11 protein-coding genes and 1 rRNA gene are annotated in these 15,010 nt (G+C 43.3%); all 12 read right to left on the minus strand.

The genetic code is table 11. The features are described from left to right. Positions 1 to 72: 72 nt before the first annotated feature. The gene (locus H8S84_RS17560) at positions 73 to 591 is read right to left on the minus strand and encodes a GNAT family N-acetyltransferase (protein WP_187068667.1); all 519 of its coding nucleotides are present in this window, start codon (positions 589 to 591) and stop codon (positions 73 to 75) included. A gap of 199 nt (positions 592 to 790) precedes the next feature. Then, positions 791 to 3,238 carry a hypothetical protein gene (locus tag H8S84_RS17565; protein ID WP_187068668.1) on the minus strand — a complete coding sequence of 816 codons (2,448 nt, stop codon included), beginning with the start codon at positions 3,236 to 3,238 and terminating at the stop codon, positions 791 to 793. After that, positions 3,239 to 4,390, minus strand: coding sequence for a DUF4249 domain-containing protein (locus tag H8S84_RS17570; protein WP_187068669.1), 1,152 nt, complete (start codon positions 4,388 to 4,390; stop codon positions 3,239 to 3,241). 4 nt (positions 4,391 to 4,394) lie between these two features. Further along, positions 4,395 to 7,178: a TonB-dependent receptor gene (locus tag H8S84_RS17575; RefSeq protein ID WP_187068670.1), complete on the minus strand. Its 2,784-nt coding sequence runs from the start codon at positions 7,176 to 7,178 to the stop codon at positions 4,395 to 4,397. A 63-nt stretch (positions 7,179 to 7,241) separates the two neighbouring features. Continuing rightward, positions 7,242 to 7,985, minus strand: a complete 744-nt coding sequence (locus tag H8S84_RS17580; protein WP_187068671.1) for a hypothetical protein — start codon at positions 7,983 to 7,985, stop codon at positions 7,242 to 7,244. 158 nt (positions 7,986 to 8,143) lie between these two features. Continuing rightward, the gene (locus H8S84_RS17585) at positions 8,144 to 9,295 is read right to left on the minus strand and encodes a glycosyltransferase (protein WP_187068672.1); all 1,152 of its coding nucleotides are present in this window, start codon (positions 9,293 to 9,295) and stop codon (positions 8,144 to 8,146) included. Continuing rightward, the gene (locus H8S84_RS17590) at positions 9,295 to 10,269 is read right to left on the minus strand and encodes a glycosyltransferase family 2 protein (RefSeq protein WP_187068673.1); all 975 of its coding nucleotides are present in this window, start codon (positions 10,267 to 10,269) and stop codon (positions 9,295 to 9,297) included. Before H8S84_RS17590 ends, H8S84_RS17585 begins: the two co-directional genes overlap by 1 nt. Positions 10,270 to 10,272: 3 nt before the next feature. After that, positions 10,273 to 10,797 carry a DUF4199 domain-containing protein gene (locus H8S84_RS17595; protein ID WP_187068674.1) on the minus strand — a complete coding sequence of 175 codons (525 nt, stop codon included), beginning with the start codon at positions 10,795 to 10,797 and terminating at the stop codon, positions 10,273 to 10,275. Positions 10,798 to 10,825: 28 nt separating this feature from the next. Next, positions 10,826 to 11,335, minus strand: coding sequence for a DUF4199 domain-containing protein (locus H8S84_RS17600; protein WP_187068675.1), 510 nt, complete (start codon positions 11,333 to 11,335; stop codon positions 10,826 to 10,828). Positions 11,336 to 11,403: 68 nt separating this feature from the next. Beyond that, entirely contained in the window at positions 11,404 to 12,666 is a 1,263-nt protein-coding gene (locus tag H8S84_RS17605) for a dihydroorotase (RefSeq protein ID WP_187068676.1), read from the minus strand. 1 nt (position 12,667) lies between these two features. Beyond that, positions 12,668 to 14,671 (minus strand): BatA domain-containing protein, encoded by a 2,004-nt coding sequence (locus H8S84_RS17610; RefSeq protein WP_187068677.1) that lies wholly within the window; start codon positions 14,669 to 14,671, stop codon positions 12,668 to 12,670. 257 nt (positions 14,672 to 14,928) lie between these two features. Beyond that, a 5S ribosomal RNA gene (gene rrf, locus H8S84_RS17615) occupies positions 14,929 to 15,010 on the minus strand; the annotation flags it as partial.

The following is a 15,010-nucleotide window of genomic DNA, read 5'->3' on the forward strand; positions in this document are numbered from 1 at the left end:
CTTAATGAGGCGTCAGACACATAACACACCTTCCCCGACAGACGGCTTTTTTCCCCTACTTAAGTATAAGTACTACCAGGGAAGGCCGTTCAAGTCTATTTCTTTTGGTGATAATCGTGAGCATCCCGGAGGGGTCAGCAACATTACATTTGAATCATACAACTGCTTGCCGGCAGGTTGATCATAGTATAAAATAGCATCTACTTTATACCAGTTCAGGCGGCTATAGAAAGGCACCAGCGCATCTGCGCATAAAAGCACCCCACAGTCACAACCCCATTCATCAAACAGTTTACCCTCCGTAGCTTTTAGTAATGTCGTAGCGTACCCTTTGCCTCTGTATGCTTCAGGAGTAATTACATTGTTGATGCCGGCAGCTTTAACGTTTTGTCCATCAAGGGCTATTTCGCGCAGAACAACATTGTAAAAGGTAGCTGTATTATCCTCCTCATATTTTATGATGCTCCAATCAGGTTGAGCCCAAACGTGCGCCTGCACAAAAGGCACATGGCCAAACTCAGTATCGATGTGGTGTTGCAACCTTTCAGTCTCGGAAGGGCTAAGGTCGGAGTATTTTATACTTTTGATCACAGTTATAAAATTGGAAACGGATAATCACAAGAAATGGTCTGCACTATCACAGAGCTAACTATACAACTCATCTTAGCCCAAACACTAAACTTGAGCTAAGTATGTTAAGTTTATATTTAGCTTCTCTGTTTAATACCTTAAACTCACTTTTTCAGAAGCTGTAGCAGAGATGTACTGAGCAAAGTTAGCTGCTATCGAGCTATTTAACATCAAGTGTAAGGCTTTTATAGCAGGCTACACCGTTAGCTGAAATACCTTGTATAACAATCAAATACTTACCTAATAAATCTGATGTATAAAACTCTAACTTATCTCTCCCTGTAGCAGTTGTTTTTATTTCTGGTGACCAGTAAAGTAAGTTTCTGAAGTCAGCCAAACGGCTTTGCTTTTGCTCTTCGGTTTCGTAGGAGGGTGCATAAAACTCCCGCTGTTGTTGTAGCCCCTCATAGGCCTGCATCAAAGTGTTGGGATGTAACTCAAATCCTGCCAAATCTCCTGAGTAGGTAGTATAGCTCACCACACCCTTGTAAACCATCGGACCATTAAAGAAGCGGCTTGTAACTACCCCCAACTCTTTTACTTTAAGTGGATCAAAAGCCATGATCTTGTCGATATCAAATACAGGAATACCGTCTAACAGCACCATGGGATTCTCTTGGAAGATTGATTTGTATGGCCTGTCAAACACCATAAAATGGAAGCTTCCATTACGCTTTCTTACCTGTACCCCGGGCACATACTCACGCATTACTTCTTCCATTACCTTAAAGCGCTTGTAGTCGTCGAGTAGGTACTTTTCACTGGCCTGCCCGTAAATTGCAGTACTGTCTACTCCTGCAGATCTAAACCTATTGTTGTAACTGCTAAAGTAGGCATGCTGTACCTGTGCCTGAACGTGGCGGGAAGTAATGTCCTGCTTTAACGTTTCAGATAAGTAAAAATCTGGTAGCTTTCTGCTTGTATATTTATCAGAAAAAGGATTGAAAACTTCGAAATGGTACGTACTGTCTTTAGAAAATTCACTCTGCACTACTACATCTCTATCTCCATAAAAATCCTTTACTTCGTAACGTACCAAACCCTCAGCATTACTTTCAGAATTATAAAAGCGAATGTGTTTGCCTGGTGAGGCCAGAAAAGTAACAATTCCTGAAGCCGGAGCACCTGTAGTTTTATCAGTCACTTTACCAGTTATCAGATGTCCGTTATACTCTGGCAGAAATTTATACTTAGCTGTTTCTTTATTTAGTATTTCTTCCCATTTAAAGCGGCTCCAGCCATGGGTTAGCATCAGGTTGTCCATTGCTTCAAAGTCTGACCGGCCTTCTGAAAAGTAGTAGCCTGCATTTTCAATAGTACCTTTCAGATCGGAGGTGAGCCATAGGTAACTTTGAATAGTGTTTGCTGCTGCTCCCTGCAAAGAGTCCATCTTATAAACTGCCAACGACAGATTTGCAGGCGCAGCACTGTCCTTTGTGGTCAAGTTTAACATTACCTTCTCGCGGGTATTGTACACTTGCTTATCAGCCTCGACATCAAGCTGAAATTCCTGCGCTGGTAGCTTGAAGTATAAACGCTCACAAACAGGCTTCTTTTGCGAATTAAATACTGTGAAATGAGTAATGCCCTCTGCCAGGGCTCTTTTATCAACAAGAAAGCTAGCAGAACCATTATTTACAGTAGCCGCCTCGGCAATAGCTACCATTTGCCTGGTGTGGCCAAGCAAGTACACCTGCTCTTCCTGCTGCCCAACTTGGTTAACAATCAGTTTCAAGCGATCAGTACCCGTGTCTTCCAGATGTAATGTATAGCCTCGTTCATACACATCAGGTAAACTCTTTTCTATAATCTGGTTGTTGGGCAACTTTAGTCTGGCAGTATACTTGGCTCCCTTGGCAGGCGTAAATATTAAGTTCCCAAGTCCAAACTTGTGTGGTTTGAACGTTGCAATCTTAATACCTTGCTGGTCAAACAACTCTCCTGTAAAATCTATGCCTTTGCCCGTATCTTGATCTACAGCCTTGAATGCGACCTTATTCGCTACTCCTGCCACCATATTGCCTCCCTCCGGAAAAAACTGAACAGCGTAGGCAGGAGCCTCCGGTGCTGGCGAAGCCGTTAATTTCTGAAATGTATTTATGATAGTTATGGGCTGCTCAAAGAAAAGCTCCGGGCTGAAATTCTTCATCCAATTGGTATATGCCCTAACGGTGTAGTTACCAGAGCTAAGAGTTACAGGTAAGACAAACGAGCCACTGCCAGTTCCTTCTTTCAGAGCTACCTTTGCCTGCAGAACCGGACTTTGTGATACATCCAGAACCTCCACATAAGCCACTTTACTTATGCCTAATGGTTTATGCAGCGTACCATCTAAGTTATATACTTTAAACCAGATGGTTTCGCCGCAAGCGTAGGCAGGCCTGTCAATGTGAAGAAAAAGCTTTTCTTGTAAAGCCTTGTTTCGGTGCAGGCTAAAATCCTGATTTATACTTTCAAATACGCTGCTTTGCGCAAGTGTACTGCCTATACTTGCTGTACATAGTATGAAACAAAGCACAGCCCGCACAGAAACTATGTATAATTTTGCTGTTTGCAACAAATCGTATCTGTTTTTAAGCACCTCTGGTATCTGTTTTAGGTTAAGCATCTATTCCCAAAAGTCAGGTTTTACATTTGTACCCCATACCGTACAGTCAACACATCCCTTAGATGCATAGGAGTATCCAATTGGAAATGGAGAGCCTTGAGGGTAAATGCCATTTATAGGTATATTATAACCTTCTTTAAAATAGTCTACAACGCTATGTCGGGAGAGATACATTGTGTCTGAGTAACAGACAGGTGCAAAGGTTTTCCAGTCTTTTGGCAACTCCTTACTATCAATAAAAATCCTTTTCTCCTGAACAGTTGATGCTGATATATATCCGATTACTGGCTCTTGCGGATCAGAGAGGCATCTAATATTGCTAGTAATTTGTGATGGGAGCGGATCAAACAGCGTACCTATGTTTTCTGTATTCTTTTTAAGTGTTTCCCAATACTTGTATGCCTCGGGGGTAAGTGCATACTGCTTCACCAGTATACTATACTTAATAGCTATTTTTTCCGAATTGTAGGGTAGTGTAAGTAATTTATAGTTGCTGATTACATCCTGGCTCAGTCTGATAGAATTGCTTAGCTCGATAGTCGTAGAGTTTTCTGTTTTCCAGCAATCATATATATTCTCGTCGTTTTCATCGCGAAATAAAACTTCGCCATTTTCATACTTCAAATTTGTATAGAATGCCGACCTAAAGTGCCATGTACTTTCATAGTTCCAACGGTAATATCTGGAGTTGTTGTTAGAATCATGGGTGCTCACATAAATCTGTACCTCCCTGTCTACCGGCTTCCAGGTAACCTCATCAATAGCGGGAGTCTGTTTTACCTCTACAAAATCAGAGGCATACTTTTTACCTTTGGAGGTACTGATAAACAGTCGGTATTTATGTGTCGGATTAAGGTTTAGATTTTCAATTTCGTAGATACCATTAGTAGTTTCGCTCAGCCTGTAACTTTCACCGTTATCCGTTTCTATCGTTACAGTAGCATTCTTTTCGGCAGGAGGCAGCCCCTCATCGGCTAGATTTTGTGTGCGTAGCAACTGAATTGTTGTTGGGCCATTTACATTGATAAAGCCATTTACCACCAAATAATTATTAGGAGCCTCCAACACCTCAGGAGTGAATGGCTCTACACAACTGCTAACCAACAGCATCAAAAGCCAGCCTATTAACTTATTCCCGTTCAGGAGATTCATGTGCTTAAAATTTAAAGTTGTAAGTGATGGTAGGGATTGGCTGCCCGAAAATCGACATCTTATAGCCCCTTATCTTGCCGTTTTCTGACTTAAAGTAGATGGAGTATGGATTTTTGCGTCCTGTCAGGTTATACACAGCCAATGTCCAGGAACTGTGCGCAAGCTTTTGTATTTTGTGGTTACCCTCAATGTTCATGGCAAAATCTAACCGGTAATAATCGGGTATGCGGTATTGATTTCTGTCGGAGTACAAGATACGCTGCGTCTCTCCATCGTAGTACTTGGCAAGCGGCAGCGTTATCGGTCTGCCAGTGTTGTAGGTAAAATTAAGTGAGGTACTAAAACGCTGGCTAAAGCGATAGTTGCTGATAAGGGTAAAGTCGTGTGGCTTATCAAAGTTGCCAGGGTAGTACTCGCCTCTGTTTATTATCTCAGATGTGGATGAGTCGTTTATGCGAACCAGCGTACGAGAGTAAGTATAACTTACCCATCCGTTCAACTTGCCGGTTGCCTTTTTCAGCATCAGTTCCAAACCGTAGGCCTTACCCTCTGCATTGGCTACGTCCGTCTCAATATGGTGATTCATAATGATGGAGGCACCGCTTCTGTAATCAAGAAAATCCTGCATCCACTTGTAGTAGCCCTCAGCAGAGAATTCAATAGTATTGGCTCTGAAATTTCTGTAATAGCCTAAAGCTACCTGATCTCCTACCTGTGGTTTGATGTTGCTGTCACTCAGTTTCCAGGTATCTGTAGGCGACATGGAAGCTGTGTTAGAAAGCATGTGCACGTACTGTCGCAGTCTGTTGTAGCTAAGCTTTACAGATGAATTATCGGCTACCCCATATCTCGCTGAAAACCTGAATTCAGGACCGTGGTAAGTAGCAATCGTTTTTCCAGATCCGTATGATACGGTATCTGCCATAGTGGTCTCTGTTTTAGGCACACCGGGAGCATACGTGAACACATCTCTCGGACCTAATGCATTGAATACTGAATATCTTAATCCAAAAGAAAGCGAAAGCCGCTGACTCACATCATACCTGTCAGAAATATATACTGCGCTTTCCAATGCTTTTTCCCGCTGTATTTCATCTGGTATTATCAAGGATTCGCTGTTGTTAGGCATCAGGCTGCCCGGAGACACCTGGTAAAGAATCGAACTAGCCCCGAAATCAACAGTGTGCTTAGCATTGGGAAAGTAATTAAAATCTGCTTGAAGGCCGGTTTGATCTATACCAAAGGTCAGCGTTGCCGCGTTTACAGCATTTCCCTCGTTTGAGATATCATAGCTATAGTGGCTGTATGTGCCGGTAAGAACGCTATAAAGCTGATTATGGAAATTGTGCTTCCACTTTATACTTGCATTCTGGTTCCTGAACCTGTAAAGTGTGTCAGCGGCCAGTTTGAACCTGTCTTTGCTAAGATAGCCGGTAAAGTATAAACTGTTCTTGTCGTTTATTTCATGGCTGATGTGAGCATTTACATCATAGAAAGATGCTTCGCTGTTGTTAAAAGACTTGTTAGGTAGTTGTTTCAGCAGCCAATCGGAATAGGTAGTGCGGCCACCAACCAGAAAAGAGGTTTTATCTTTTTTGATAGGCCCTTCCAGAGTAAGTCTGCTGGTAAGTAAACCAATACCTCCAGAGCCTGTAAATTGCTTTTTGTTTCCTTCCCTTGCAGTAATTTCCAACACAGATGAAAGCCTTCCGCCGTATTTAGCAGGCACAGCACTCTTATACAGTTCCACCGACTTTAACACATCCGGGTTAAATGCTGAAAAGAAACCAAACAAATGCGAAGGATTATAAATAGTAGCATTGTTTAGAAGGATCAGGTTCTGGTCTGTAGAGCCGCCACGCACATTCATACCAGTACTTCCCTCTCCCACCGATTTCACACCTGGTAAAGTAAGCACAACCCGCAGAATATCCGTTTCTCCGAAAGCTGTCGGTACCTGTTTTATCGTTCTTATATCAAGTCGCTCCATTCCCATCTGCAAGCCTGACACGTTTCGATCTTTCTCTGCCTCTACCAGCACTTCTTTCAGCGAGCGAACATCTTCTTCTATCTCAATATCCAGTCTGCCATCACCGTTAAGTATGATCTGGCGCCTTGAGTTCTTTAAGCCTACACCTCTAATCTTTAACTCATGTCGCCCCAAAGGCAGTGTTAATGAGTAGTAGCCGTACTGATCTGATGCCGTACCTATTGCCGGAGACTCTATATAAACATAAGCACCTATAATAGGCTCTCCAGACATAGCGTCACGCAGGGTGCCAGCCAGATTTGCCTTACCAGTTTTATTAGAATTGGAAGTACCAATTTCGTATAATTTGATTTCGGAGGCTGCTTTTTTACGGGATTCTTGCTGCGGCATGTATTGCTCCGCAGCAAATTGTGGCTGTTTTTCTCCTACAATGGCGCTCCCCTTGTCAAAAAAGTTCTCAGGTAGACTTGTAAGTATAGGTCTGCCCTTTGTTATAAATACTTGTTTCTGCTTACTAATGGCAAAATGAAGGTTTGTACCCTGCAAAGCCTGATTCAGCACCTGGCTAAGCGATTTTGCATTAACACTAAAATCAACTGTTATACTATCTACCGCAGCAGGATCAAAGTAAAACGTGTAGGCTGTTTTTGCCTCCAAGTCTTGTACAAAACTTTTGAAAGAAGCGTTGCTATAATTACCTGTTACAAGCGGCTCGTTCAACTGCTGTGTGTAACCAGAAGCAACAGAAACCCAAAGCAGCAGGAAAAATGAGAAGAAAACTCGGTAGAAATAGGCCATAGTATAATTTAAGCGGCGGAAATGAGCAAAGAAAGTCAGGTGTTAGGGATGATAAAGAAGGAATCAGCGCTTCAATGAATCATAGTGCTTTGCTATATTTTTAATAGCTTCTTCGCGTTTGTTTCTGAATCTGATCTTGTTTGACCGGCTAAACTCCTTTAGCTCTTTCTTCTTATCGCTCAGCACTTTTAAAACAGAAGCTTTATTGCTTACCTGGTAGTAAACACCATTCTTTTGCAGATAGAATTTATCTTTTGCCTTATAATGCCCCTCCAGACCATTGGTAGATGTACGCTCCTGAAGGTATTTCTCATGTCGGACAAAAGCCTTGATATCACCGTTATAAATTAACTTATAGAAACCAGGCTGCATTGAAAACCCACCGACACTTTCTCCACTCAGGTATACAAAAGTATGGTTGCTAAGCTCAAACAGACCTACTTTTTGTTTTACAAGTTTCTGAGATAACCCGCTTCCTGGATGTATCGTTACTACTTCATCCACAGCAATATCATAGAGCATGGGCACCTCATAAAACCATGCACCATCATAAAATACATTTCCCTTCTCAAATGTCTTAACCTGAAAATACTGATGCCCCTCTACATATGACTTGAATGGAACATAGTACTCAGGCCCTGTATACAAATGTGCCTCTGTACCTACTGTATTTCTGTATAACGCTATTGTGTTTGAAACAGACTGTTGTACAAAACTGGTGTCGGGGTTGGTATACTGTGCTAGAACAATAGAAGGAGCAAGCGAAAGGATGAAGCAGGTTAGATACAATAATTTACTCTTTATCATAGATTAAGCATAGCACATAGTCTGTTCTACGACATTAAATATAAGTGTAACTTAATGTTATGACAAGCATTTTGCTTAAATATTTCCTCTTTTGTCAGATTTAGGTTATATAAGCATATCTATATACATGTCTTCTGATAAAGATTGCAACAAAAGCACTATTTATAGCTGAGTCTCTTCTCGAGCTCCCAAACCGATTGCACGAATCGCTGCCAGCTAAAGCGCTTTTTATACTTGGTGATGTTCTGGATAAGTACCGGTGCCTCTTGGGAAGTATAAAACCGGAGAATTGCCTGGGCAATGGCGGCAGGATCTAGCTCAACTACATAACCTACTTCTTTGTCGGGTACGAGTTCGGCTAAGCCTCCTACTTTGGTTACCACCATAGGTTTATCGAAATGATAGGCTACCTGCGTAACGCCACTTTGGGTGGCATGCTTGTAGGGCTGCACCACCATGTCGGCTGCGCAGAAGTAGTGGCGCACTTCAGCATTAGGTATAAAGTCGGTTCTGAGAACTAATTTGTCTTGTAGTTGCAGTTCCTGTATCAGCTGATGGTATGGCGCAGCATCTTCGTAAAACTCACCGGCAACAATCAGCTTCAGATTAGGCATACCTTTAAGCTGAGCATCCGCCATTGCTTTTAGTAAAATATCCAATCCTTTGTAGGCCCTGATAAAGCCAAAGAAGAGCAGGTAATTATACTTAGGATCTAAGCCCAACGCAGCACAGGCCTCTGTTTTAGTCTCGGCTGGGCCAAAGTTATCGTAAAGCGGATGCGGCAGGTATAAGCTTGGTTTCCGTGGTTCAAAGTGTTCCAAATCCTGCTGCACCGAACGCGACATCGTTACAAAGCCATGACAAGCCTTCAGGAAGTATTTCGTAAAAGGAATATCGCCGGGGCGTTTCTCGTGGGGCACCACATTATCGGTTATAGCTAATATGCGGCTAAACTTGTTTCTGCGGATGATACGTGCAATGGTGCCCAGGCAAGGCCCCATAAATGGTAGCCAGTACCTGAATATAACCAGATCAGGCTTTTGCTTTTTTATGTAGTTGCCCGCTTTCCACCAGCTAATGGGGTTTACGGAGTTGATAAGTACTTTTATGCGTAGCCCTTGCGGTGCGGGCTCGTCGGAATACTGGCTTTTACCTGGAAAAAGAAAAGAAGGGTACTGCAGACTGAAGGTAACGATCTCCACCTCATCGCCAGCCTCTTGAAAAGCATAAGCTAGGCGTTCGTTAAAGGTAGCCATACCTCCTCCGCGCAAGGGATGCGCAGGGCCAACTATCACTACCTTTCTGCTCATTATTTTTTCAAGGCACCTACCTTACCCCTGATCAGGTACTCATTTCGTTTATTAGAGGCCAGGGAAATCATTTCGGCAAGGAAACCGGCCAGAAACAGTTGCACGCCAAGTATAACCGCCACCAATGCCAGGAAAAACAAAGGTTGATCTACGATGTCGCGCACACGGCCATTTGTATACAAGCCCAGTAACTTCTGCATAATCAACCAGACAGTGATGCCTAAGCCCACTACAAACATAACAGTGCCGAGGGTGCCAAAGAAGTGCATTGGCCGTTTCTTGAAGCGACTTACAAAGGTAATCGAAAGCAGGTCTAAGAAACCGTACACGAAACGCTCCAAGCCAAATTTGGTAGTGCCATACTTACGCTCCTGGTGCTGCACTACTTTCTCGCCAATGCGGGTAAAACCATTCCATTTGGCGATTACTGGTATGTAGCGGTGCATCTCACCGTGCACCTCTATACTTTTAACCACTAACTGACGGTATGCTTTCAGGCCACAGTTAAAGTCATGCAGGTAAATACCCGACAGTTTGCGAGTGGCGGCGTTAAATAATTTGGTGGGAATGGTTTTGCTAAGCGGGTCGAAACGTTTCTTTTTCCAGCCACTAACCAGGTCATATTTCTGGTTCTTGATCATGTCATACAGCGACGGAATCTCCTCCGGGCTGTCCTGTAGGTCGGCATCCATGGTAATGACCACCTCGCCGGAGCAACGTTTAAATCCTTCGTTTAAGGCAGCAGACTTACCGTAGTTGCGGTTAAAGCTGATACCCTTTACAGCATTATCCTCCTCACTCAGTTGGTTAACTACCTCCCAGGAGTGATCGGTGCTGCCGTCGTCAACAAGTATAACTTCATAAGAAAACTCGTGCGCATGCATCACGCGTTTGATCCAGCGCACGAGTTCAGGCAATGATTCCTCCTCGTTGAAGAGGGGAATCACTACCGAGATATCATAAGGGTATTGCATGTTTTATTCAAACTCCGGTCTGCTGTTTTTCATGATAGCAGAAATAATCAGCGACAAGATAAATCCTACTATCAAAGTTATAACGGCTGCACCAAGAATCATAGTAACAGGTCCCTGAAAGTTTTCAGCTATCTTCATTCCTGCATCAATCTGCTCATCGGTCATGCCTTGAGACAGCATTTCCTCGCGCTGTTTCTCCATCATGCGAGACATGTACTCTGTATCAACAAAAGTAGTGTAGATCCAGGTGAATATGCCAGTTAGCAAACCAAATATCAAAGCTACCAACGATCCAATGCCAAGGCCCTGCCCATAAGACATATAGCCGTAGTTGATAGTTTTATATTGCTTCATGGCCAACACAATACCCGCAATCAATATAAGATAGGCAAGGCTGCTTAATATTCTATTGTCACCTAAATCGGTAACCATAATAATAAGAGAATAAACAACTCCTACTAAGCCAGTAAGCAAGCCATACTTTACGGCAACAGAGGTAACAGACGCTTGAGGTTGAGTTTCGATCATAAAGGTTAGTTTTTATGGTTTGGTAAAATTATTTACGGAAGAAAACAGCCGCCACCAATGAGAAAACCCCACCCACAAAAATCCTTCTTAAAAAATCATCAGCAGCCAACATACTTGGCGTTATCGAGTTAATGGCTTTGTAGCCTTGTTCATACATACTTTCCCCAAGCAGTTTTATTTGCTCCTCACGTGTTTCCTCTAGCAGCGCTTTCATCTCGGTTATATGGTTCTGCAACACCTCAGGCCCGGCAAAGCTCACAAACAAGAAAACCAGCATGCTGGTACTAAGCGCTGTATAAAACGATACCGAAAGCCCTACTCTAAACCCACGGCCAAATCCTATCTCACCTTCATGAAAAAGCTTAAAATACCTGATAGCTAAGAAAATGAAGACAGGAATCGGCAGATAGGTAACACGCCCCATATCACCGAACGGATTGAAACCCACAAAGAACAACGCCACCACTAGCGCAAAACATACTAACCCACACAGCACGCCGTAACGTACACCAACTCTTATTATAGTTTGATTAAACATAGGTGCTTCCTCGCATTCTGTTTTTTCTTAACAGAAGCTAAATATAAGTATAAAAATATAAAAAAAGATTAATGTAGTACTACCTGACCTTTATGTATAGTGCCTATCACACGTCCTGTAAGCTCTTTACCGAAGAAAGGAGAATTCTTGCCTTTAGATAATGTTTCTGTCTCGGTTGGTGTCCACGCCTGGTCTGACTGAAATAGCGTAAGATTAGCAGCCTCACCTACTGCTATTACAGGTATTTTGTGCCCAAGTATCGTGCGTGGGCCTGTTACAAATTTATCGACGAGTTGCGCTGTGGGCAGTTTATCCTTTAATGCAGTGTTGGCCACCGCAAAGGCAGTTTCCAGGTTAATTATGCCAAAGTCGGCTAAATCAAACTCTAGTTTCTTAGATTCTGTGTCATGTGGTAAGTGTGCAGAAACCAGTGCGTCGATTGTTCCGTCTGCCAAACCCTGCTTTATAGCTTCGGCATCCGACTGGCTCCTGAATGGTGGTGCTACTTTATAGTTTGTATCGAATGGAGCGATGGTCTCGTCAATAAAACTCGCCTGATAGCTGGCAACATCGCATGTTACTTTCAGGCCTTGTGCTTTTGCCTTTCTGATGGCATCTATCGCAGCTGCCGTAGAAACAAGAGAGAAGTGCATTTTACCACCAGCATAAGCCAGCAGCTGCAGGTCTCGGGTTACAGCTACTTCTTCGGCAAGCGCCGGAATGCCTTTCATACCGAGTTGGGTACTGGTTATACCCTCATGCATCTGGCCATGCTCCGTAAGGCGTGTGTTCTCCGGCTTGTTCATCAGTAATCCATCGAACAACTGCACGTACTGCAAGGCTTTAAGTATAACGTCAGCACCCTGCAACGGCCTAATGCCATCTGAAAAAGCTACAGCACCAGCCTGGTAAAGGTCGATCATCTCTGTTAGGTCCTTGCCTTCCGTGTCCACAGTAGCCGCAGCTATCGGGTGCAACGTAACTGGTAGGTAGGCAGAATGGTTCTTCAGGTAATTAACAGCGCCTTTTGTCTGGATAACTGGGTTAGTATTTGGTAAACAAAGAACCTCAGTGAAACCTCCTTTACTCGCAGCAGCGGCTATACTTTGTATGTCTTCTTTATACTCATGCCCCGGCTCACCCACATATGCATGCAGGTCCATCCACCCACCAGATACACTTAAACCCTCTGCAGTCACTACTTTGTCTGCGTCGGGCTCATCTGCACCAATATAAGTGATAGTGCCGTTAACGATTAGAATATTCTGCTGCTGTAAATGAAAAGAAGATTGGGGACTGTAAATAGTTGCTGCTCGGAGAAGTACTTTCATGTTAGAGGAATCTAATAAGTGCTATTTCGGCCATCAGGAAAAACAGACACAATATTAGACAATATTTCCAAAGCTTCACGCCAAAATATTTTTTTTCGAACTCCCCCTTCACAGAAAACGCGTCTCCGTAGTTATACACATGCACATTATCGCGGTCACCGATCAAGGCTCTAAGCTCGTCAGGTGTATACTGGTCCAGCTCCGATTCGCTTTTGCTGTAGTTAAAGGCAAGCGTTGTAACAGGCTTGTCCTGCAGTTTCAAAGTATAAAAACCAGCTTTGTTCAAATCAGCAGGGACGCTAAAATATAAGCTTCCTCCCCGAACCTGCTGCTCAGGTATAAAAGACACGCTATCCTGCTGCAGTTCATACACACCTTGCGTAGCCGGAGCCTCTTTAACCGGAATACGGACAGTTCCGCCGCCCAAAGTATAAGCTAAGGCCTGCTCCTGTTTGTAGCCCGATATGGCCAGTTTATACATTATAGGAACAAACAATGCATTATTGACTAACGTGTTATACTCTTCCTCCAGGGGCGCTGCCAATAAATATACTTTGCCGTTGCCCCTATCAAACCGTGACAAGTATGGCGCACCACCTTTAAATTTTAAAATGTCATCCGAAGACTTTGACCAAACCAGTTGCCTGGTAGAAAGGGGCATCGTCATGCGCGCATCGTAGCCGGAGAAAATGTTCTTAAAGAAGGGTTGGTTTGGATCTGGGGCTGCAAGTGCTGTTTTAGATGCCTGATCAGAAGCTGAGGTAATAGTTGCCGGAACATTTAGCCCTTGAAACAAAGTAGTATAGCCCCCAGCATTCGCTTTTACTCCCGGAGTAACTAAAACCGTACCTCCAGATTTTACATAGTTTGAAACAGTAGCGGCCAATGATGCCGGAAGGTCTTTGATGCCATTAAGTATAACCACATCACTAGAGGCTAATTTGGCATAATCCGGATTAGATGTTGAAAATGAAGAAAAACGGAAGAGCGGCTCATTGATGAACAATTGCTGTAGTGGGCTAGACTTGTCGTCTGTAATCTCCGTAACACTTATACTTGATGATGGAGAGAGGGTAAAATAGTAAGTGTTATCAAAATCCACAGGAAAATCATCAACCTGAACATAAGCCTGCTTTGGTTCATTTCCCTGTAGCTTAAAATTCAGAATAGCTTCTGTTGCTTGCTTAGGAAGTAAATCTATACTTAACGCAGCTACCTGACTTTCATTTACAAATAACTTTACCGGCACGTCTTCCAACACATTCGAACCGGTATTCCTGATCCGTACGTGCAACATGTTATCTGTATTTCCACGAATAAACTCATCCTCCAGGTAAACTGAGTCTACTGCTACATTGGAATTACCCGCCGCCGCAATAGGGACTACATGTACTTGGGCTAAAGAGTCAAAACGCTGCAAAAAATCAGAACGAAAAGATTGCTTTTGATAATCTGAAAGTATGAAAACATGTGAAGGCTTATAAATAGAGCTAGTCAGTGATGGAAAGCCAACAGCAGAGTAGTCTAGGTCATCCAAGTGCACTTTCGCATCACTTGTACTCATCGCTTTCCCTCTACTATAGTTCTTCCCGGAAACAACAGAGAAGGCAGTAGATGCCGGAAATAAATTAACAATAGATTTACCTCGTTCTACAGCACCTGTAAGTACAGAATAATCCTGATCAGCCTGCAGATTCTGAGCACTGAAGGAGTTATCCACTAGTATGGCTACATCTGAGTTATCTGTAGTGGCACCTTGTTGGAAGGCAGGTAAAAAAGGTTGAGCAAAAGCAAGAACAAGAAACACAATGAACAGAATTCTGCACAAAAGGATCAGCAGTTCCTTTAGTGTCTTTTGGCTGGAAGTTATATCTTTTGATACCTGTATAAATTTAACATTACTGAAAACTACACGCTTTGCTCTCCTCAACTGAATCAGGTGCAAAAGTATAGGTACAGCAACAGCTACCAGTGAAAACAAAAAAGCAGGATATACAAAAGCCATAGTACAAGTTAAAGAGGATGTTAGCTAAAAACAAAGATTCAGCCTGCTTCTATACTTCAGATGCTATACTATGGTTAACGAAAAAGAGAAATGCTTGGTATGATGAGCGGATTTTATGACTAATCATGAGATGAATACGTCGTTTCCCCTCCCTCGCTTGTGGCGTTTAAACGCATCGCTCCCCGCTCCTGCAGCGTCAGGGGTGGGGTAAAAGAGAAAAGGGGCAGCGGGATTTCTCCTGCTGCCCCTCCTGTTGGGGTTGGCGGCCACCTACTCTCCCGGGTGTGACCCCAGTACCATCGGCGCGTCCGGGCTTAACTTCTCTGTTCGGGATGGGAA

This window comes from Pontibacter cellulosilyticus, from assembly GCF_014306105.1.
In the GTDB taxonomy this organism is placed as follows: domain Bacteria; phylum Bacteroidota; class Bacteroidia; order Cytophagales; family Hymenobacteraceae; genus Pontibacter; species Pontibacter cellulosilyticus.

Coding starts and splice junctions, on each gene's coding strand:
- H8S84_RS17565 (WP_187068668.1), bottom strand. CDS start 3,238: ATGCTTAACCTAAAACAGATACCAGAGGTGCTTAAAAACAGATACGAT.
- H8S84_RS17570 (WP_187068669.1), bottom strand. CDS start 4,390: ATGAATCTCCTGAACGGGAATAAGTTAATAGGCTGGCTTTTGATGCTG.
- H8S84_RS17580 (WP_187068671.1), bottom strand. CDS start 7,985: ATGATAAAGAGTAAATTATTGTATCTAACCTGCTTCATCCTTTCGCTT.
- H8S84_RS17590 (WP_187068673.1), bottom strand. CDS start 10,269: ATGCAATACCCTTATGATATCTCGGTAGTGATTCCCCTCTTCAACGAG.
- H8S84_RS17610 (WP_187068677.1), bottom strand. CDS start 14,671: ATGGCTTTTGTATATCCTGCTTTTTTGTTTTCACTGGTAGCTGTTGCT.
- H8S84_RS17605 (WP_187068676.1), bottom strand. CDS start 12,666: ATGAAAGTACTTCTCCGAGCAGCAACTATTTACAGTCCCCAATCTTCT.
- H8S84_RS17595 (WP_187068674.1), bottom strand. CDS start 10,797: ATGATCGAAACTCAACCTCAAGCGTCTGTTACCTCTGTTGCCGTAAAG.
- H8S84_RS17600 (WP_187068675.1), bottom strand. CDS start 11,335: ATGTTTAATCAAACTATAATAAGAGTTGGTGTACGTTACGGCGTGCTG.
- H8S84_RS17585 (WP_187068672.1), bottom strand. CDS start 9,295: ATGAGCAGAAAGGTAGTGATAGTTGGCCCTGCGCATCCCTTGCGCGGA.
- H8S84_RS17575 (WP_187068670.1), bottom strand. CDS start 7,178: ATGGCCTATTTCTACCGAGTTTTCTTCTCATTTTTCCTGCTGCTTTGG.